Raw genomic sequence first — 19,712 nt, 5'->3', positions numbered from 1 at the left:
ATTGTATTACAGGAACAGGAGTGAGCAAAATTGAATTATCAATATCCATACTATTATTACCCGAATTATACAGGAAGAACAGAAGCTGGTATGCCCATGATGGGGATGGATGAAATGAAACAAATGATGATGGAACACATGAAGATGACACAACAAATTAAGCAAAAAGTTGATATGATTGATGAACGTTTAAGGAAAATGGAAGAAAAAATGATGTGGTAGTAAACAACTACCACATCATTTTTTAATTAACGGGGTTTAACGGTTCAGGGGTTATTCTCTACAAATGATTTACTCGTCTGTCAACATCAATTGTCTCTCTCCCATTGAATAGTCTCTCATTAACATAGTCAATAATGTTTGAAATGTGTATATTAGGTCTTGTTTTGCTTCATAATGAAATGAACAAGGAGTGTATAAAATGGATATTGAATACATTTTTGAGCATGGTTCTTTTGAGGAATTTCAACAAATAACGACGTTAAGGGAAAATCAGCTTTACTGGCTAAATTATATTGTCAGCTCAATAGAAAAGAGACGAGTAGCGGAAATTTTGTTTGGTAAAGGGTATTCTATTAAAGAAGTGGAAGATATTCTTGTATTACCAGACGGGGAAGCCTCTTTGATGAAGGTTCATTTAGATAAATTCGGAACAATCGATACAGAAAATATACTAAAAGCACTAACAAAAATATATCAGAGACAAACGTTGGAAGCAGTTATTGAACGCTTGTTAGACAAAAATTACAACAAAGATGTTGTTGAAGATGTGATACAGTTGTTTAATAAATAGATGGAAAGAGTTTTTAAAGTCTATGATTAAAAATGGTAATATAATTACCTCTGATAAGCTATTTTGGTGGTTATTCATCAAATACCATTGATAGTTATTATTCCCATAAATAAGTGGTATACTGTTGATGTTGTTATTGCTACTTGTAAGTCTAGGAAGAAGAAATGCCTTGGCATTTTTTCTTTCTCAATATTATTAAAAGGATGAGAAAAATGGATAATAGTATTGAATATTGTCCCTTCTGCAATTCAAACTTGCAGGGTAAACCTATCCCAAAAGAGTTACGCAAGCACTATGGTAATTCAACTCATTTCACAAGGAAAATCGGCATTTCTAGTATAGAAGAAGACAGAGTAACAAAATGGGAGTGTCCTGACTGTCGCCAACAGTGGGACAGGGATTAGATTAAAATAATTTATACTCTGGATTATTGCTATTCGAATTCTTATAACGTTAATATATTACAGTCCTAGAAAAGAAGAAAAAAGCCAACACTGTATTTAGTGCTGACCTTTTTGCTTCTTTGCACATTTATGTATGTGCAAATTTGTTGAAGTTCATAAGACAACTAATTAACGATTTATACATATAATCTCCAATTAAGTTGAAATTATACTTTCAATATAAAAACAAAAGAAAGGGAATCCCAAAGGAAAGACAATCTTCTAGTACAAATTATTTTCCAAAAACGATGCATAACGGTTTAATTATGTCGATGCACATGGATCAATACGATGATGATTGGAAACAGCTTAATTGATTTTTAGAATGCCTACTTTGAATAAATTAAATATCTTTGGAAATAATTAAGTATGTTAGTGCAACTTGTATTTCAGACATAAAAAATGAGGAGGTGTATTTACTTCCTCATTTTTTATTATGCAATCCATCTTCTTAAAGCGGCTCAATTTTTAAATTTATCAAATACACTTTTTTAATATAAATTGAACCACAATAATAAGTACAAAGGATTTACAATTTCACCTTGAAATTAGATTTTATTGACGGCATAAATGATGATTTCTTAATATATTAGCTATGAAAGCTGAAGATTCAAGCATAAAACTTCCTAAAATAAAATAAAGCATAAAGCTTCCAAACGGAAATTTTATGCTTTATGTCACATACATTAAAAAAACCACCAAATTATGTATTGGTGGAGACGGTGGGAATCGAACCCACGTCCAAAGATATCGCCACTCAGGCTTCTACACGCATAGTTGGTATATTATCATTCACTAGCTTCTCAGCCTACCAACGGGCTTTGAAGTAGCTAGTCTGATTCATTTCAACTGTTATCCTCAGACGGTGGATGACAGTATAGCCCGTTTCATTTGAGACCCTTCAATCTGCTTCACGGGCGAAAGCAGGAAGGATCGCTTTAGGACTACTTACGCAGCAGCTAAAGCAGGTTGATTATTAGTTTTGCCAGTTATTATAGGCATAACGTTTTACGAGTCGTAACCTCGACGTGCAACCCAAGCTCGATCTATCCCTGTCGAATCCGTAACGTCCCCATATAAATGAGTAACGCTCGGGATTGTTTACCTGAGCAATATTTAATTATCATATCATTAACTACATTATTTATTATATCATATGACAGATTGAAATCAACCCATGGAAGAATTTACAAGCAGTTCAATACTTTTATCTCATTTGATCTTTTATGGCACGGTCTATATCCCGCTTCATTTGCTTTTGCTTAAGATCTTCCCGCTTATCGTATTTTTTCTTCCCTTTTCCTAGTCCAATTAATACTTTGGCAACACCATTTTTAATATATATTTTTAATGGAATAAGTGCATAACCCTGTTGTTGCGTTAGACCAATTAACTTGTTGATTTGTTTTCTATGCAGCAATAACTTTCGCGAACGTGTGGGATCATGATTAAACCGATTCCCTTGTTCATATGGTGCAATATGCATATTAATCAGCTGTACTTCACCATTAATGATTCTAGCATGGGAATCTTTTATATTTATACGTCCAGCGCGTATTGATTTGATTTCTGTTCCCCGTAGTACAATACCAGCCTCATATGTTTCTTCAATAAAGTAATCATGTGAAGCTTTTCTATTTTGTGCGAGTGTTTTTCCATATCCTTTAGGCATAAAGGCTTCCTCCTACTTCTTCCATAAATTTTATTTTAACAAATATCAGAACCTATGCCAAGAATAAGGATACAGAACACCATTACTGATCCAAAGTCATCCTATGGACCAGCAATGATTTACTTGCGTTTTGATTTTCTTTTTCGTTTTCCTTTTTTCTTTAGTGCCGTGTTAGCGTTTTGTGTGGTTGCATGACTATGAACTAGTTCAAAATCAACGACATGTTCATCTAAATTAACACTGACTACCTTAACTTTTACCTCATCCCCGATTCGGTACATTTTAGCTGTCCGCTCTCCAATCAATGCGTGATTTCGATCATCGAAATGATAATAATCATCCGTTAAATAGCTAACATGAACAAGTCCCTCAACCGTGTTTTCCAATTCCACAAACATGCCAAAACTGGTTACTGAACTGATGACTCCATCAAATTCTTCGCCAACTTTATCTTCCATGAATTCGGCCTTTTTCAGATCATCGGTTTCTCTCTCTGTATCAACAGCAGCCCTTTCCATTTCAGATGTGTGTCTGGCGATTTCCGGTAAATGTTCCTTCCAGTAATCAATGGTCTTTTTATCCATTTGTTTATTTATTAAATATGTCCGGATCAAGCGGTGTACAATGAGATCCGGGTACCGTCGAATTGGTGATGTAAAATGTGTATAAAATTCAGTTGCTAATCCAAAGTGTCCAACACTTTGCGGGTCATATTTCGCTTGTTTCATGGAACGCAACATTAATTTCGAAACAATCATTTCTTCTTTCTCTCCCCGCACTTCTTCAATCACTTTTTGCAGTGCTTGGGGGTGTATTTCATTTGCAGTGCCTTTAACTACATATCCTAAACCTGCAATAAATTCAAAGAAATGCTGGAGCTTCCCTTCATCTGGGTCTTCATGGATCCTGTGTATAAAAGGAACATCCAACCAGTGAAAATGTTCTGCGACCGTTTCATTCGCTGCTAGCATAAATTCTTCAATCAGACGTTCACCAACAGAGCGTTCGCGCAGGACAACATCTGTTGCTTTTCCATTTTCATCTACTAACACCTGCGCTTCCTTAAAATCAAAGTCAATAGCTCCACGGCCCATTCGCTTTCTGTTTAAAACCTGTGCTAACTCGGCCATCTTCTCAAACATCGGTACGAGCTCTTTATATTTTTCTCTTAACTCTACATCATGGTCGACTAAAATTTTATTGACATCCTTATAAGTCATGCGTTCTTTTGATTGAATAACACAAGGGAAAATAGAATGATTAACAATATCCCCAGCGGGGCTAATTTCCATTTCACATCCTAGTGTTAATCGATCCACATGCGGATTTAACGAACAAATTCCATTAGATAAGCGATGTGGAATCATTGGTATTACTCGATCTACGAGATAAACACTTGTCCCCCGTTCATATGCTTCTTTATCCATCGGTGTACCTTGTTCTAAATAATAACTTACATCTGCAATATAGACACCTAATTGATAATTTCCATTATCTAATAATTTCACACTGATCGCATCGTCCAAATCTTTCGCATCCGCCCCGTCTATCGTTACAATGGTTTCTGCTCGCAAGTCCCGACGTCCTTTTATTTCTTCTTCTGAAATAACTTCCGGAGCTTGTGCCGCCTGATCTAACACTTCCTGAGAAAAATCGATTTTAATACCATGCTTATAAATAATCGAAATGATATCGATACCAGGATCATTTTTATGGCCTAGGATTTGTATTATTTCTCCTTCAGCACTTTTTCGTCCTTCAGGGTATTTTGTAATATGTGCGATCACTTTATGGCCACTTACAGCCCCATTTGTCATGCTTTTTGGTATAAATATATCATTGGGAATCCGCTTATCATCTGCAATAACAAAACCAAATGCCCGATTATCTTCAAATGTGCCAACGACTGTATGAATGGCCCGCTCAAGAATACGTATGACTGTCCCCTCTGGACGATTCCCATCGACATCTTTCTTTTCAATCCGTACCATGACTTTATCATCATTCATGGCTGAAGCTAGATCGGAGTGATGAATGTATACATCACCTTGATCTTCATCATCAGGAATTAAAAACGCAAAGCCTTTTGCATGCATTTGTATCTTTCCACGAATTAGATTCATTTTTTCTGGTAATCCAAACCGGTTTTTTCTTGTACGAACAAGCTCACCTGTATCTTCCAGTTCATTTAATGATATAATAAGCTGTTTAAAATCTTCGGAATAACTTAAATCCAATTTCTCTTCCAATTCCTCTACAGACAATGGCCTTGTTCCGTTTTCATTAAAGAATTCCCGTATCTTTTCTTTTATATCTTGTTCCATCTGCTCACCTTCTTTCATTTCTATTGTTAACCTTTATTATGATAATAATCATTCTTTCCAATCTAATTTTTCTAAAAACTGGTAAATATCTTCATGTAACTGATTTCTTTCTTTATCCAATGTAATGACGTGGCCAGATTCTTCATACCATTTCATTTCTTTATCATCTGACTCTATATTATCATAAATATAATTTGCACTTTCTATATTTATCATTTCATCTTTCCTTGCCTGGACAACCATTGTAGGTGTATAGATCATATCAATATGATTTTTTACATCCGTAATAAGCTCTCCTAATTGCTTAAATAAAGGTGCCGTGTCTTCTATAAGTGCATCCACTTCTTTTTCTATTACTGCTTCGTCCTTTTCCTCTAATTGTTTATACTCCCTGGAAAAGGATTCAAATCCTAACGTCAGTTGCTTTTCATTATCAAAAAACATCGGTGCACACATTGGTATCAATGCTTTGACTTTGTTTGAATATGCAAGCTTCGATCCTAAGACACCACCTAATGACAAACCGGCAACAGCGATCTCTTCATATCCAAGATCTTGTAAATATTTATATGCGCTTTTTACATCTTCCCACCAATCTTCAGCACTGACATCAAGCAACGCTTCAGGCGGTTTTCCGTGACCTGCATATATTGGGGCGTGACTGGTATAGCCTTTTTTCTCTAAAAATCGTCCAAGCATACGTACATCAGCAGTATGACCTGTGAACCCATGCAATAATAATACTGCCCGAGGCCCTGCTTCAAACGTAAATGGTTGTGGTTCTTTTATTTTCATTTAAACTGCATCTCCTTATTCATTTACTATCATTCCTTATTTTACAAAATAAAAACCCCCTACCACATTTTTTTGTAATAAGGGTCATCTTTCACTATATAACATACGCACTTAAAAAAGCTAAAATAAAAAACAGCGTTCCAGTTATTACTGTACCACGATGTAATACTAAATCCAGACCTCGTGCTTTCTGTTTACCGAATAATTGTTCAGCCCCTCCAGAAATAGCCCCCGAAAGGCCTTCACTTTTTCCAGATTGAAGTAATACAAGTACAATCATAATAATTGCATCAATAATTAATAAAGTATTTACTAAACCACCCATGTTAGGTGACACCTCCTGCATTGCCTAATCAATACTTTAGCATAATTTTGATTTAAATATCAAGCAAATATTCTAAATATGATAAACTAAAAACAAACATATGTAATGGAGGAGAATCATGGAAAAAGACTTTTGGATAAAATCACATGATGATGAGTCGATTTTTGTTAAAAAGTGGTATAAAGAAGCACAGCAACCAAAAGCGATTATACAAATTGCTCATGGCATGGTAGAACATATCAGGCGATACGGTACTTTTTCTCACTTTTTATTAAATCAAAATATATTTGTTTATGGGAATGATCATCGCGGACACGGTCAGACAGGCGAAAAGCAGGGACTGTTTGGTTATCTGTCAGATAAAGAAGGTTTTACAAAAACAGCCCTTGATTTATATGAAGTAACAAAACAAATTAAACAAGATTACCCTAATACTCCCATTATCTTATTTGGACATAGTATGGGATCATTTTTAACAAGAAAGTATATCCAACATCAAAGTGATGCCGTAAATGGAGTCATTTTATCTGGTACTGGATTTCACTATGGGCTGAGGATTAAGACAGCGAAAGCACTCGCTTCCATATTACCCCCAAAAGAAAAATCAAAACTCATGAATTCACTAGTTTTTGGAACTTATAATAAAAGAATTGCAGCAAAAAAAACAGGCTTTGATTGGCTATCAAGCGATGAAAAAGCAATACAGGAATATATAAATGATCCACATACTGGTTTTATTCCTACTGCTCGTTTTTTCTATGATTTGATGACTGGCTTAGAAGATATTCATAATAAAAAAAGAAATGCATTTATTCGCAAGGACCTCCCCATGCTAATCATTAGTGGAGATGCCGATCCAGTCGGGGACTATTCTAAAGGAGTTTGGAAAACAGCACATCTATTCAGACAGGCAGGTCTGTCTGATATTACCACCATGCTATTTGAAAATGGTCGGCACGAATTACTAAGTGAAGGGAATAAGGAAGAGGTATTCTCGGCTATATTTAAGTGGATACAAACACAGTTATAAATGATTATTTTTATTAAACGATTACATTTAAAATCCCAGCTAGCTTTGCTTGAAACCCTTTATACAAACCGTTTACAATAGGAATGGTTGTTTATAACTAAAAGTGAAAGGTTGGACAAGCATCATGAAAAAGTTACAAGGAATTGCTGCATCTTCTGGTATAGCAATCGCAAAAGCATATCAACTTGTTACACCAGACTTAACTTTTGAAAAAGTTACAATTGATAATCCAGAAAAAGAAATAGAACGTTTAGATAAAGCGCTAGAAATATCCAAAATAGAATTGGAGAAAATTAAAGAGCACACGAAGCAAGCGATCGGAGAAGAACATGCTGAAATTTTTTCAGCTCATTTACTTGTGCTTGGAGATCCTGAGCTTATTAATCCGATCAAGGACAAAATTAAATCAGACAACACAATGGCAGAAGCTGCATTAGAAGAAATAGCAAATATGTTTATTGATATGTTTAAAAATATGGAAAATGAATATATGCGTGAACGTGCCGCTGATATTCAGGACGTTACAAAACGAGTCATGGCGCATTTACTCGGAGTAAACTTTCCAAACCCGGCCTTAATTGACGAAGAAGTTATTGTTATAGCACATGACTTGACACCATCAGATACCGCACAACTGAATCGTGATTTTGTTAAAGGATTTGTAACAGACATTGGCGGACGTACATCCCATTCAGCAATCATGGCGAGGTCACTAGAAATTCCTGCTATTGTAGGTACTAAAGAAATTACAGAGCGATCAGAAGAAAATGATGTGATCATCGTCGATGGCATAGAAGGCACCATCATTATTAACCCAACAGAGGAAGAGTTGGTAGCCTATCGTAAAAAGCAAGAGGACTTTTTAAAACAAAAAGATGAATGGGCAAAGCTAAAAAATGAACCAACGTTTACAAAAGACAAGGAGCAGGTAGAATTAGCTGCGAATATTGGAACTCCTGAAGACATTGAGGGAGTGTTAAACAACGGTGGTGAGGGGGTTGGCCTTTACCGAACTGAGTTTTTATACATGGGTAAAAATGTGCTCCCAACGGAAGATGAACAATATGATGCATACAAGTCTGTGTTAGAACAGATGGGAGACAAGCCTGTTGTCGTACGAACACTTGATATTGGTGGAGACAAAGAATTAAATTATTTGGATTTACCTAAAGAACTCAACCCATTTTTAGGTTTTCGGGCTATTCGATTCTGCTTAGAAAATGAAGATATATTCCGGACACAATTACGAGCGCTGCTTCGCGCAAGTGTTCATGGAAATTTAAAAATTATGTTCCCAATGATTGCAACACTTGAGGAATTTAGGCAAGCAAAAGCAATTTTTCTTGATGAAAAGGAAGCCTTGCAAAAAGAAGATGTAAAAGTTTCTGACCATATCGAAGTTGGAATTATGGTTGAAATACCATCAACAGCAGTTACTGCGAAACAATTTGCGAAAGAAGTAGATTTCTTCAGTATTGGAACAAATGATTTGATCCAATACACAATGGCAGCTGACCGGATGAATGAAAGAGTTTCTTATTTATATCAGCCTTACCATCCAGCAATCTTAAATTTAGTAAACAATGTGATCGAAGCAGCCCATCATGAGGGTAAATGGGTAGGCATGTGCGGTGAAATGGCCGGAGATCCTATTGCTATTCCTATTTTATTAGGACTAGGGTTAGATGAATTTAGCATGAGTGCTACATCTATTCTACCAGCGCGTACTCAGATTAGTAACTTATCCAAAGAAAAATTAGCATCATACAAGGATACATTCCTTTCCATGGGAACTGCAGAAGAAATTGAAGCTTTTATTAAAGAAAAAACGGAATAATAGAAAGAAAAACACCACAAATGCTGTGGTGTTTTAACATTTCTAACTTAACCAACTACTTCCTTGGTCATTACAGTCATGAATTCATTAAAGAATTGTCTGTAATCAAGCTGAAATGCGATTCGATGCTGCTTTCCTTGTTTTTCTTTAATATTTTCATAAGGACGAATATCAGCAATACTTTGTCCTCTTGCTTCACTATCTATCGATTCTACGATTGTAACAGGTAACGTACGATAAATAAGCATTTTTTCATGAATTGTTGCCATTAATGTAAGCGCATCATGCATTGGACTGCCCTGAATGCTTGGATTTCGTTTTTTGTAAAAATCATAATAATAATCTAATAATGGTTTTACGAGCTCTACTTGGCCACGCTCATCTATATAATTTACCATTTCCGGTGTTACAATTGCTTGTTCCGTAACATTCAGAGGGATGATGGTGACGTTATTCGCATAAGTAAGTACTATATTGGCTGCATTCGGATCAGCATAAAAATTTGCTTCTGAAACAGCTGTAGCATTACCCGGAACCCAGAAGGCACCACCCATTAAATAATAAGCTTTTACCTTATTCATTAAGTTTTGATAAAGTATAAACATGGTTGCCAATGAAGTTAACCTTCCAATATTGACGATAATCAGTTCATCGCCATATTTCTCGATAATTTCAACTACCTCATAAAAATTTTCATTAACGCTCTCATTTGTAACTACTGGGGGTGTAATCGGCCCAAGTCCATATTCACCATGTATTTCAGGAAAGTACGTAGGTTTTCTTCCATGTGTCGGTACCTCAGCTCCAGCATAGATTTTAATATTCTCTGAAACATTTAATAAGTTTTTTACGTAATGTACATTGGCTAATGCATTTTCTCTTGATATATTTCCATAATCTGCAACGATTCCTACGATATCTATTTGATCATTAAGATAGCTGTATATTAAAGCAATTGTGTCATCGATCCCAACATCACCGAATACCAATATTTTTTCTGCCAAACAGCATTCTCCTTCTGTAGAATTTGCCATACTGTTAATTTATTACATGAGAATGTTGTCTCGTGAATATGCAAAAGAGACAGGTTCTACCCTGCCTCTAGCTGTTCCTCATTTACTTTTTTAAATTATAAAATGCGTCAATCCCTGCATATTCGCCCATACCGGAAAGCTCATCTTCAATACGCAGCAGCTGGTTATATTTTGCTACCCGATCAGTACGTGATGGGGCACCAGTTTTAATTTGTCCAGCGTTTGTAGCTACAGCAATGTCAGCAATTGTAGCATCTTCTGTTTCTCCTGATCGGTGTGAAATAACTGCCGTATAGCCTGCTTTTTTCGCCATTTCAATCGCTTCAAATGTTTCCGTCAACGTTCCAATCTGATTAACCTTGACTAAAATGGAGTTACCAACACCTTGCTCAATCCCTTGCGCGAGCTTTTCTGTATTCGTTACAAAAAGATCATCTCCCACTAATTGAACACGATTACCTAAACGGTCTGTGAGGAGTTTATGACCTTCCCAGTCATTCTCATCCAAGCCATCTTCAATTGAAACAATTGGGTATTTATTGACCATTTCTTCATACCATGAAACCATCTCCTCTGACGTACGGACAACCCCTTCGCCTTTAAGGTTATATTTTCCATCTTGAAAGATTTCAGATGAAGCTACATCCATCGCCAATTTAATTTCTTCAGCTGGCTTATAACCTGCAGCTTCAATGGCTTCAACAATCGTTTCTAATGCCTCTTCATTCGATTTTAGATTTGGAGCAAAACCACCTTCGTCACCAACAGCTGTGTTGTAACCTTTCGATTTTAAGACATTCTTTAATGAATGGAAAATTTCTGCTCCAGTTCGTAAAGCTTCTTGAAATGTTGGAGCACCAATAGGCATGATCATAAACTCTTGAATGTCCACATTATTGTCAGCATGTTCGCCGCCGTTTAAAATATTCATCATTGGAGTTGGTAATGTTTTAGCATTAAAACCACCTAAATAATTGTATAAAGGAATTTCAAGATAACTTGATGCTGCATGTGCTACCGCCATAGATACACCTAAAATAGCGTTGGCACCGAGATTTCCTTTATTCTCTGTACCATCCAGCTCGATCATTAAATGGTCGATAATATTTTGGCGTGTAATGTCTAAACCTAGTAATTCAGGAGCAATAACCTCATTCACATTTTCTACTGCTTTTAAAACACCTTTTCCTAAATAACGGTCTTTATCACCGTCACGAAGCTCTACTGCTTCATATTCGCCTGTTGAAGCACCACTAGGAACTAATGCAGAGCCGAAAGCTCCTGATTCCGTAAAAACCTCTACTTCAATGGTCGGATTACCACGCGAATCCAATACTTCACGTGCATAAACATCTGTAATATATGGCATTTGAATCTCTCCTCTATTATTTTTTTATTAATGATTTACCTGTCATTTCTTTCGGTTTTTCCAAATGTAATAAATCAAGCAATGTTGGGGATAAATCTGCTAAAATACCTCCATCACGCAGTTCAATATCATCTTTCGTAACAATGACTGGTACAGGATTCGTTGTATGAGCTGTCATTGGTTCGCCTTCAAGTGTTATTACTTCATCCGAATTGCCATGATCGGCCGTAATAATAGCATGTCCACCAAGTTCTATAATTTTATCAACAACTTTGCCAAGACACTCGTCAACCGCTTCAATCGCCTCAATGCTTGGCTCTAATTTCCCGGAATGTCCTACCATGTCTGGGTTAGCAAAGTTTAAAATAATTGCATGATGCTGCTTGGTATCCAACTCTTTTAATAATGCATCCGTTACTTCGTATGCACTCATTTCCGGTTTTAAATCATATGTTGCCACTTTGGGTGAATCAATTAATACTCGCTTTTCTCCTGGGAATTCATTTTCCCTTCCACCACTCATGAAAAATGTTACATGCGGATATTTTTCCGTTTCTGCAATTCGAAGTTGTTTCAGATCATGCTGAGACAACACTTCACCAACTGTATTATCAAGGTTCACTGGATGATAAGCAACATACCCATCAACAGATTCACTAAAATTCGTTAACATAACGAAATCCAAATCTTTTGGGACATGCTCACCACGATCAAAGTCATGAAAGTCCTGATTTGCAAAGGTTCTGGATATTTGAATCGCCCGATCTGGACGGAAGTTATAAAATATAATCGAATCCCCGTCTTCAACCTTTCCAATTGGTTCCCCATCTTTATTTGTAATTACAGACGGGATAACAAACTCATCATAGATTCCGTTCTCATAGGAATCATCTACTACTTCAAATGGATCCATGTAGCTTGGTCCTTTTCCGTAGACCATCGCATCATATGCTTTTTTCACACGATCCCAGCGTTTATCTCGATCCATGGAATAATAACGTCCTGATATTGTAGCAAATTGACCGACACCGTATTCTTTCATTTTATCTTCTGTTTGTTTGATATATTCCTTTGCTGTTTGCGGTCCAACATCCCGTCCATCTAAAAAGGCATGCACATAAACCTTTTCCATGTTTTCTTCTTTTGCAAGTTTTAATAAAGCAAACAAATGATTAATATGGCTATGTACACCACCATCAGATAACAATCCAAAAAGATGTAATGCCTTATTTTTTTCTTTAGCTTTATTTATTGATTTTAAAAATGCTTCTTTTTCAAAGAATTCCCCGTCTTTTATTGACAGGTTCACACGCGTTAAACTTTGATAAACAATTCTGCCAGCGCCAATATTTAAATGACCAACTTCCGAATTTCCCATTTGGCCTTCAGGTAGACCAACTGCTTTTCCGCAAGCAGTCAATTGATTATGGGCATACGTATTCCAATAACGTTCAAAATTAGGCTTATTAGCTTGTTTAACTGCATTTCCCTTTTCTTCCGCTCGAAGACCGAACCCATCTAAAATAATTAATGCTGCCAAATTATCCCGACTCATTTTGTTCCAGCCTCCATTAGTTGTAAAAATGACTCTGGCTCTAGGCTAGCTCCACCTACTAATGCGCCATCAATATCAGACTGTGCCAGTAATTCATCAATGTTTGCAGGTTTTACACTGCCCCCATATTGAATAATAACTTTTTCAGCTGTAGCTTCAGATGTAATTTCTTTCACAACATGACGTATATGTGTACATACGTCACTTGCTTCTTCACTAGAAGCTGTTTTACCTGTTCCAATCGCCCAAATTGGTTCATATGCGATAATCGTTTCCGCAATTTGACTTTCAGATAAGTCTTTTAAAGCTGCTTTCACTTGAGATGCTATATGATTCATTGTCTCATTTGCTTCACGTTGTTCTAATGTTTCACCACAGCAGATAATTGGCGTTAATCCATGCTTAAATGCAGCATGTGCTTTTTTGTTAACACTTTCATCTGTCTCAGCAAAATATTCTCTGCGTTCAGAATGTCCAATAACAGCATGACTGACACCAAGATCCTTTAACATCGATGGACTTACTTCACCTGTAAATGCACCTTTTTCTTCATAATGCATGTTTTGAGCACCAATTTTTAAGCTCGTTCCTTTTGCCTTTTCAACAAGTGATGCTAGAAAAGGAAATGGCGCACACACAATTGCTTCTACATGATCGTTATTTGGTACCTTGTTTGCTGTTTCCACCAAGAATTGATTTGCTTCTGATAACATTTTGTTCATCTTCCAATTTCCGGCGATTACTTTCTTACGCATATGATCCATCACTCCTTCTATTTTTCATCCAGCACTTTTACACCCGGCAGCTCTTTCCCTTCCATAAATTCCAATGAAGCTCCGCCGCCTGTTGATACGTGGTTCATATTATCCGCAAGATCGAACTTTTCAACTGCTGCAGCTGAATCACCGCCACCAATTACAGTATATCCTTCGGTGTTTGCTAAAGCATCAGCAACAGCTTTCGTTCCTCCTGCAAAAGCGTTCATTTCAAATACACCCATTGGACCGTTCCAAATAACAAGTTGTGACTCAGCCACAATCTGACTAAATAATTCACGTGTTTCAGGTCCAATGTCTAACGCTTGCCAATCTACAGGGATTTGGTCAATTGTTACAATTTTTGTATTTGCTGTTTCCGAAAAATCATTAGCCACGACCGCATCTTTCGGTAAAATGAGTCTAACGCCTTTATCCTTTGCCTTTTGCATAAACTTTTTGGCAAGATCGATTTTATCTTCTTCAAGTAATGAGTTCCCAATTTCATAGCCTTGTGCTTTCACAAAGGTGTAGGCCAATCCTCCACCAATGATTAAGTTATCAACCTTTTCTAATAAATAATCAATAACATCAATTTTATCTTTGACTTTCGCACCCCCGATTATCGCTGTAAATGGTCTATCGGGTGCTTTTAGCGCCTTGCTTAAAACATGTATTTCTTGTTCCATAAGAAATCCAGCAACAGCAGGTAATTTATCTGCTACTCCTGTTGTAGAAGCATGTGCCCGATGCGTGGTTCCAAAAGCATCGTTAACAAATATATCGGCCATATCAGCAAAAGCTTGTACTAATTTTGCATCATTTTTTTCTTCGCCGGGATCAAAGCGAACGTTTTCAATTAATAAAATATCTCCTTCACTCATTTTAGAAATTGCTTCATTTACTTCTTTCCCGTGAACTTCATCTGTTTTCAAAACTTCTTTTTCAAGTAGATCGCTTAACCGCTTTGCCACAGGATCTAGACGCAACTCTTCAACCACTTGCCCTTTTGGGCGGCCAAGGTGGCTTGCCAATATAGTAATTGCTCCTTGGTCCGAAAGATAATTAATTGTTGGTAAGACAGCCTTTATACGAGTTTCATCTGTTACTTCACCATTATCCATAGGAACATTTAAATCCACACGGCAAAACACCTTTTTACCTTTCAAATCCAGGTCATGAAGTGTTTTTTTGTTCAATACAAAAACCTCCCTATTAACAACTATGTACAAAAACAATCATAATAGGTTTTCCCAATAAATGCATCCAATAACCATTTAAAATTGAAAATGGAGGAGGAATGCATTCCTCCTCCTCTTATAAAATTTTATAAGCCTTGTTTTTTCATATATGCGGCCAAATCAACGCAACGTGCAGAATAAGCCATTTCGTTGTCATACCAGGAAACGACTTTCACCATATTGTCTTCCAGAATCATATTGGAAAGACCATCAACAATGGAGGAATTTGTATTCCCTACAATATCATTGGAGACAAGTGGAAGTTCACTATATTCTAAAACTCCTTTTAATTCACCTTCAGCAGCTTCTTTAAATGCATCATTTACATCTTCTAACGTAACATTTTTCGTAAGTTCTGCTACTAAATCGACGAGTGAACCATCTGGAGTTGGTACACGAACTGCCATCCCATTTAATTTTCCATCTAATGCTGGTAACACTTTTCCTACTACTTTTGCAGCACCAGTTGATGTTGGAATGATATTTTGAGCAGCTGCACGCGCACGTCTATAATCTTTATGGGGTAGATCTAGAATTTGCTGGTCATTTGTATAAGAATGAACAGTGGTCATTAATCCGCGATTAAGACCGAATTTTTCATGGAGAACTTTTGCTATAGGTGCCAGACAATTTGTAGTGCATGATGCATTTGATACAATATGGTGTTTATCAGCATCGTAATCTTGATGGTTAACACCCATTACCATTGTTAAATCTTCATTTTTAGCCGGTGCGGAAATAATCACTTTTTTAGCTCCTGCATCTATGTGCTTTTGGGCATCTTCCCTTTTAGTAAAACGGCCTGTTGACTCAATAACAACTTCTACGCCTAGATCACCCCAGCCGATATTAGCCGGATCACGTTCAGATAGTACTTTAATCTCTTTCCCGCCAACAATAATATTTGAACCATTTACATTGATTTCTTCCCCTAATTGTCCATGAACAGAATCAAATTTTAATAAATGGGCGAGCATCTCTGCGTCCGTTAAGTCATTTACTGCTACAACTTCTACTTCTTCATTTTTGAGAGACTGACGGAATACATTTCTTCCAATTCTACCAAAGCCATTTATACCTATTTTCACTGACATCTATATTCCTCCTATAACTGAGATAAATTTTATATATTCAAAGGGAATAATTAAGCCCTTAAAATCGCTTCTGCTACTGCTTCATCCGTAATGAGCAAATCACTTTTGTTTCTCATGAAGTAAGATACGATTGCCTTTGCCTTTGATTTTCCACCTGCTATTGCGATAACCTGAGGAGTAGACGATACATCTTCTAATTGAAGACCTATCGTTCTGACTTTGTGGACAATCTCTCCTTTATTATCAAAATAATAACCAAATGCCTCACTAACGGCATTCTTCTCTTTTAACTCTGCTGTTATGTGTTCTGGCGTATTTCTTCTTGCTGCCATCGTTAAGGCATCACCTATGCCATGTAAAACAATATCAGCGCTTTTTATTTTTTGTAAAACTTCTTTAATTGCCGGCTCATTGATCATTGTTTGATAGGATGTCTCACTTAATGTATCAGGTACATAAAGCAAACGGTAATCACCCTTCGCTTTTCTTGCCATTTTAGCAACAATTGAATTTGCCTGATTTTCCATTCTTTCCCCTATACCACCTCTTGCAGGGACAAATAAACAATCATCTGAAGTTTCTATTGGTGTCATCACATCAGCTACAGCAGCAATTGTTGTACCGCCAGTAACTGCTATTGCAGAGCCGGATTGAACCGTTTGTTTAAGATATGAAACACAGACTTTTCCCATTTCTTGTTTTACCCAATTGTCTTCATCACTATTACCTGGAACGATCAAGGCCTGTTTTATTTGTAATTTATCCTTTAATCGTTCCTGTAAAACACTTACCTTTGAAAACTCACTCATAAAAGGAGCCAGTTGTTCCACTAGCATTTTTCCCTCTTTCGTAATTTGCATTCCTTTTGTTGTCATATGAATAAAACTGTGTTTTTGTAAAAAAGTGACTTCCCCACGCACAATACGTTCGGTCAGTTTTGTATGTTCTGCCAAACCTCTTCTACCAATAGGCTGAAAAAGATAGATATTGCGCAACACAGCATATCTTTGATGCATACTTTCTAATAAGTCGGGATATAATTTTTTCTGCAAGTTAAGTAAGTCATTCATAAGAAAGGCTCCTTTTCACATAGGGACATATTTGTCCCGAATAAAATTACTATGTCCCACATGATTCAAAAAAATAGACATCATTTCACGTTGTCTATTTTTATTATAGCAAAGAGATACAATTCTTCAACAAATTTGATTGCATAGATTTTTGTTTACACATGTTCTTGGATTACACGATTTAATGTTTCAAAACTTATATTTCTGCAATCAAGCTGCCTACCATTTATATCAATAACAGGGATGTTCAGCTGATAAGCTTCCAACCAAGTTTCATTTGTATCAATATTTCTTTTATCCACTACAAATGGATAATCATTTCGAAGCAAGGTTAACAATGCTTCTGCATCTTCGCATAACGGACAGTTTTCCTTGGTATAAAACTTTATTTGAAGCATATTTTAACGCCCTCTTTCTATATTTCACAGTGTATAGTACCATCTTCCATTTTGCTGTTCTCGTTGACATTCTCCCCGGTTTCTTAAATATTCAAGGTGGGCAAGTGTCTCCCCAATAGCAAAACGCATTTCATGTACGGTAAGTTCCTTTTGAAACAGTTTCCCACAAATATCATAAACGGTATCACCCTGATGATCTAGGAATGATAATGTTTGTGCAAGTCGTTCCTCATGGTGTCCTTTGATTTCATCAATCCTTCGATTTGCTCCATGAAACGGTTTGCCATGAGAAGGAATGACTAAATCAGCATCCAATTTTTTTATTTTATCCAAAGATTTTAAATATGTATCCAGCGGATCTTGGTTACCATGGAACCAATGCGAGATATTCGGTGTAATCTTTGGCAATATATGATCGGTTGAGAGCAAAACATTTTTATCTTTATTATAAAATGTGATTAAACCGTCTGAATGCCCAGGCGTAAAGATTACCTCATAATTATATTTACCAAGAGGAACTAATTCACCTTCTTGAAAATAATGATCCACGTTTGGATAAGGTGTTACTGCTTCAATAAATTCTTCAGTATTGCCAGTCATTTTACCAGCCATTTCATTCGGAATCCCTGCAAGTGTATAGCTGTTGCGAATGCTTTTGATCGTATCTTCCTGCCAAGCTGTAAAACCGGCATTCACATCAATCTCACTCATTGAGAGACGAGCGTTTACCTTTCTTTGTAATCCTCCGGCATAACCAAAATGGTCTGGATGGTAATGCGTAATATATATATTTGAAACTATTTTTCCTTCCAATTCTTTTTCCCATCTCAAGATGGTTTCCTTGTTATTTAATCCAGTATCAATAATCGTCCATCCATTTTCACCTTCTGCCATAAAACAATTTACATGGTTAAGGCGAAAAGGCAAATCAAGCTTGATAAGTTTTAATCCATACGCTTCTAACATATATTCCTCACTGCTCACTTTCCTATTATATTTGATATTAAGAAGCCTCTTCCAAACTAGCTTCAAAGAATGTATCCACTTTTTTAATATATTCATCTTTGTTTTGTTTGTAGGCTTTTACATGACCTTCCCCATCAGGAAGCCATAATTTAAATTTTTCCGGATTTTTCTCAGCCATTTTCTTGCTTTCCGTATATGGAATCGCATCGTCTTCCTTATTATGGATAAAAAGTACTCGTCTTGGGGCGATGTCTCCCAATACAGAAATAGGACTGGCGTTTTTTGGATCCAGATCAGAAATCATAGGTACTAACGTCAAAATTAGCGGTGTGAAAGGAAAATTTGGCAAATTGGACCAGACTGGTAAATTGACTTTTAGATACTCCTCTAAGTCACTAAACGGACTATCAGCAACCACACCAATGACATCTTCTGCTTGAGAAGCGGCAAGTAAAGATGTCGAAGCTCCCATCGAGATACCAAGTAAACCGATTGGTTCATCATACCTTTCATTGACGTAATCAATTGCACCAAGCAAATCAAATTGTTCTTTTGCACCAATTGTTGACATATCGCCATCTGATTCTCCAGCATAACGAAAATCAAACATAACAACACGATACCCTTTGTCTAAAAGGTCTTTTGCCATGGAGAGATATGGTATATGGTCTTCATACCGATTCCCTTTATAGCCGTGCGAAAAGATTACTGTCATTTTTGGTGTCTCCTCCGGTTTCAGTACCCAGCCAGATAACTGCAGCCCATCTCCCCTACTGCTAAATTCAATATCTTCATAAGCCATCCCGTAATCACTAGGCGATTGCTCAATTGGTTTTTTTTCAGGATGTGTCATACTATACCCGACGAAAATAGATATTCCAACACACACAATAAGGGTTAATATAATCATTGCACCAAAAATAAGACTTACGGTTTTCTTCCTATTTCTTTTTCTTGATGAATGCTCCGTTTGATGTACTTTTTCTTCCAACTGATCACCTTCTTTCATTC

18 protein-coding genes and 1 other RNA gene are annotated in these 19,712 nt (G+C 36.5%); 4 read left to right on the top strand and 15 right to left on the bottom strand.

Annotation, left to right across the window (positions count from 1 at the left end; genetic code table 11):
• Positions 1 to 30 precede the first annotated feature (30 nt).
• Both J2Z81_RS04100 and J2Z81_RS04095 read left to right on the top strand, forming a co-directional pair.
• A complete protein-coding gene (locus J2Z81_RS04100; RefSeq protein ID WP_121131889.1) occupies positions 31 to 222 on the top strand; it encodes a hypothetical protein in 192 nt (63 codons plus the stop codon).
• Positions 223 to 421: 199 nt separating this feature from the next.
• The gene (locus tag J2Z81_RS04095) at positions 422 to 793 is read left to right on the top strand and encodes a hypothetical protein (protein WP_226370774.1); all 372 of its coding nucleotides are present in this window, start codon (positions 422 to 424) and stop codon (positions 791 to 793) included.
• A gap of 1,154 nt (positions 794 to 1,947) precedes the next feature.
• On the opposite strand, the gene ssrA is transcribed toward J2Z81_RS04095, so the two are convergent.
• The 5 genes from ssrA to secG form a co-directional block, all read right to left on the bottom strand.
• Positions 1,948 to 2,310: a transfer-messenger RNA gene (gene ssrA / locus J2Z81_RS04090) on the bottom strand.
• Positions 2,311 to 2,443: 133 nt separating this feature from the next.
• Positions 2,444 to 2,908 carry an SsrA-binding protein SmpB gene (gene smpB / locus J2Z81_RS04085; protein WP_029268159.1) on the bottom strand — a complete coding sequence of 155 codons (465 nt, stop codon included), beginning with the start codon at positions 2,906 to 2,908 and terminating at the stop codon, positions 2,444 to 2,446.
• Between the two features lie 119 nt (positions 2,909 to 3,027).
• Positions 3,028 to 5,232: a ribonuclease R gene (gene rnr / locus J2Z81_RS04080; RefSeq protein ID WP_038221030.1), complete on the bottom strand. Its 2,205-nt coding sequence runs from the start codon at positions 5,230 to 5,232 to the stop codon at positions 3,028 to 3,030.
• Between the two features lie 48 nt (positions 5,233 to 5,280).
• Positions 5,281 to 6,027 (bottom strand): alpha/beta hydrolase, encoded by a 747-nt coding sequence (locus tag J2Z81_RS04075; RefSeq protein ID WP_029268155.1) that lies wholly within the window; start codon positions 6,025 to 6,027, stop codon positions 5,281 to 5,283.
• Positions 6,028 to 6,121: 94 nt separating this feature from the next.
• Positions 6,122 to 6,352, bottom strand: a complete 231-nt coding sequence (secG, locus tag J2Z81_RS04070) for a preprotein translocase subunit SecG (protein ID WP_029268153.1) — start codon at positions 6,350 to 6,352, stop codon at positions 6,122 to 6,124.
• 118 nt (positions 6,353 to 6,470) lie between these two features.
• On the opposite strand from secG, the gene J2Z81_RS04065 reads away from it, so the two are divergent.
• Entirely contained in the window at positions 6,471 to 7,382 is a 912-nt protein-coding gene (locus J2Z81_RS04065) for an alpha/beta hydrolase (RefSeq protein ID WP_029268151.1), read from the top strand.
• A 124-nt stretch (positions 7,383 to 7,506) separates the two neighbouring features.
• Positions 7,507 to 9,219, top strand: a complete 1,713-nt coding sequence (ptsP, locus tag J2Z81_RS04060) for a phosphoenolpyruvate--protein phosphotransferase (protein WP_029268149.1) — start codon at positions 7,507 to 7,509, stop codon at positions 9,217 to 9,219.
• Between the two features lie 47 nt (positions 9,220 to 9,266).
• Here ptsP and J2Z81_RS04055 read toward each other — a convergent pair whose 3' ends face one another.
• The 10 genes from J2Z81_RS04055 to J2Z81_RS04010 form a co-directional block, all read right to left on the bottom strand.
• Entirely contained in the window at positions 9,267 to 10,223 is a 957-nt protein-coding gene (locus tag J2Z81_RS04055; RefSeq protein ID WP_226370773.1) for a nucleoside hydrolase, read from the bottom strand.
• A gap of 112 nt (positions 10,224 to 10,335) precedes the next feature.
• Positions 10,336 to 11,622 carry a phosphopyruvate hydratase gene (gene eno, locus J2Z81_RS04050; protein ID WP_226370772.1) on the bottom strand — a complete coding sequence of 429 codons (1,287 nt, stop codon included), beginning with the start codon at positions 11,620 to 11,622 and terminating at the stop codon, positions 10,336 to 10,338.
• A gap of 16 nt (positions 11,623 to 11,638) precedes the next feature.
• A complete protein-coding gene (gpmI, locus tag J2Z81_RS04045; protein ID WP_029270436.1) occupies positions 11,639 to 13,177 on the bottom strand; it encodes a 2,3-bisphosphoglycerate-independent phosphoglycerate mutase in 1,539 nt (512 codons plus the stop codon).
• Positions 13,174 to 13,932, bottom strand: coding sequence for a triose-phosphate isomerase (gene tpiA / locus J2Z81_RS04040; RefSeq protein ID WP_029270438.1), 759 nt, complete (start codon positions 13,930 to 13,932; stop codon positions 13,174 to 13,176). Before tpiA ends, gpmI begins: the two co-directional genes overlap by 4 nt.
• Before the next feature lie 17 nt (positions 13,933 to 13,949).
• Positions 13,950 to 15,131 carry a phosphoglycerate kinase gene (locus J2Z81_RS04035; protein WP_029270440.1) on the bottom strand — a complete coding sequence of 394 codons (1,182 nt, stop codon included), beginning with the start codon at positions 15,129 to 15,131 and terminating at the stop codon, positions 13,950 to 13,952.
• Positions 15,132 to 15,259: 128 nt separating this feature from the next.
• Positions 15,260 to 16,267, bottom strand: a complete 1,008-nt coding sequence (gene gap, locus J2Z81_RS04030) for a type I glyceraldehyde-3-phosphate dehydrogenase (protein WP_029270442.1) — start codon at positions 16,265 to 16,267, stop codon at positions 15,260 to 15,262.
• Between the two features lie 50 nt (positions 16,268 to 16,317).
• Positions 16,318 to 17,337 (bottom strand): sugar-binding transcriptional regulator, encoded by a 1,020-nt coding sequence (locus tag J2Z81_RS04025; RefSeq protein WP_029270444.1) that lies wholly within the window; start codon positions 17,335 to 17,337, stop codon positions 16,318 to 16,320.
• A gap of 155 nt (positions 17,338 to 17,492) precedes the next feature.
• The gene (locus tag J2Z81_RS04020; RefSeq protein ID WP_029270446.1) at positions 17,493 to 17,735 is read right to left on the bottom strand and encodes a glutaredoxin family protein; all 243 of its coding nucleotides are present in this window, start codon (positions 17,733 to 17,735) and stop codon (positions 17,493 to 17,495) included.
• A gap of 24 nt (positions 17,736 to 17,759) precedes the next feature.
• Entirely contained in the window at positions 17,760 to 18,767 is a 1,008-nt protein-coding gene (locus J2Z81_RS04015) for an MBL fold metallo-hydrolase (protein WP_318842389.1), read from the bottom strand.
• Positions 18,739 to 19,692, bottom strand: coding sequence for an alpha/beta hydrolase (locus J2Z81_RS04010; protein WP_226981219.1), 954 nt, complete (start codon positions 19,690 to 19,692; stop codon positions 18,739 to 18,741). Before J2Z81_RS04010 ends, J2Z81_RS04015 begins: the two co-directional genes overlap by 29 nt.
• Positions 19,693 to 19,712 lie beyond the last annotated feature (20 nt).

The sequence above is a fragment of the Virgibacillus alimentarius genome, from assembly GCF_017874635.1.
GTDB classification, from domain to species: domain Bacteria; phylum Bacillota; class Bacilli; order Bacillales; family Amphibacillaceae; genus Virgibacillus_B; species Virgibacillus_B alimentarius.
The sequence above is the reverse complement of the archived record's forward strand: the minus strand, read 5'-3'. Positions and strand labels throughout refer to the sequence as shown.

Excerpts from the sequence above, each read along its gene's own strand:
- gpmI (WP_029270436.1), bottom strand. The coding sequence starts at position 13,177 with ATGAGTCGGGATAATTTGGCAGCATTAATTATTTTAGATGGGTTCGGT.
- secG (WP_029268153.1), bottom strand. The coding sequence starts at position 6,352 with ATGGGTGGTTTAGTAAATACTTTATTAATTATTGATGCAATTATTATG.
- J2Z81_RS04075 (WP_029268155.1), bottom strand. The coding sequence starts at position 6,027 with ATGAAAATAAAAGAACCACAACCATTTACGTTTGAAGCAGGGCCTCGG.
- J2Z81_RS04020 (WP_029270446.1), bottom strand. The coding sequence starts at position 17,735 with ATGCTTCAAATAAAGTTTTATACCAAGGAAAACTGTCCGTTATGCGAA.
- rnr (WP_038221030.1), bottom strand. The coding sequence starts at position 5,232 with ATGGAACAAGATATAAAAGAAAAGATACGGGAATTCTTTAATGAAAAC.
- J2Z81_RS04095 (WP_226370774.1), top strand. The coding sequence starts at position 422 with ATGGATATTGAATACATTTTTGAGCATGGTTCTTTTGAGGAATTTCAA.
- smpB (WP_029268159.1), bottom strand. The coding sequence starts at position 2,908 with ATGCCTAAAGGATATGGAAAAACACTCGCACAAAATAGAAAAGCTTCA.
- eno (WP_226370772.1), bottom strand. The coding sequence starts at position 11,622 with ATGCCATATATTACAGATGTTTATGCACGTGAAGTATTGGATTCGCGT.
- tpiA (WP_029270438.1), bottom strand. The coding sequence starts at position 13,932 with ATGCGTAAGAAAGTAATCGCCGGAAATTGGAAGATGAACAAAATGTTA.
- J2Z81_RS04065 (WP_029268151.1), top strand. The coding sequence starts at position 6,471 with ATGGAAAAAGACTTTTGGATAAAATCACATGATGATGAGTCGATTTTT.
- gap (WP_029270442.1), bottom strand. The coding sequence starts at position 16,267 with ATGTCAGTGAAAATAGGTATAAATGGCTTTGGTAGAATTGGAAGAAAT.
- J2Z81_RS04025 (WP_029270444.1), bottom strand. The coding sequence starts at position 17,337 with ATGAATGACTTACTTAACTTGCAGAAAAAATTATATCCCGACTTATTA.
- ptsP (WP_029268149.1), top strand. The coding sequence starts at position 7,507 with ATGAAAAAGTTACAAGGAATTGCTGCATCTTCTGGTATAGCAATCGCA.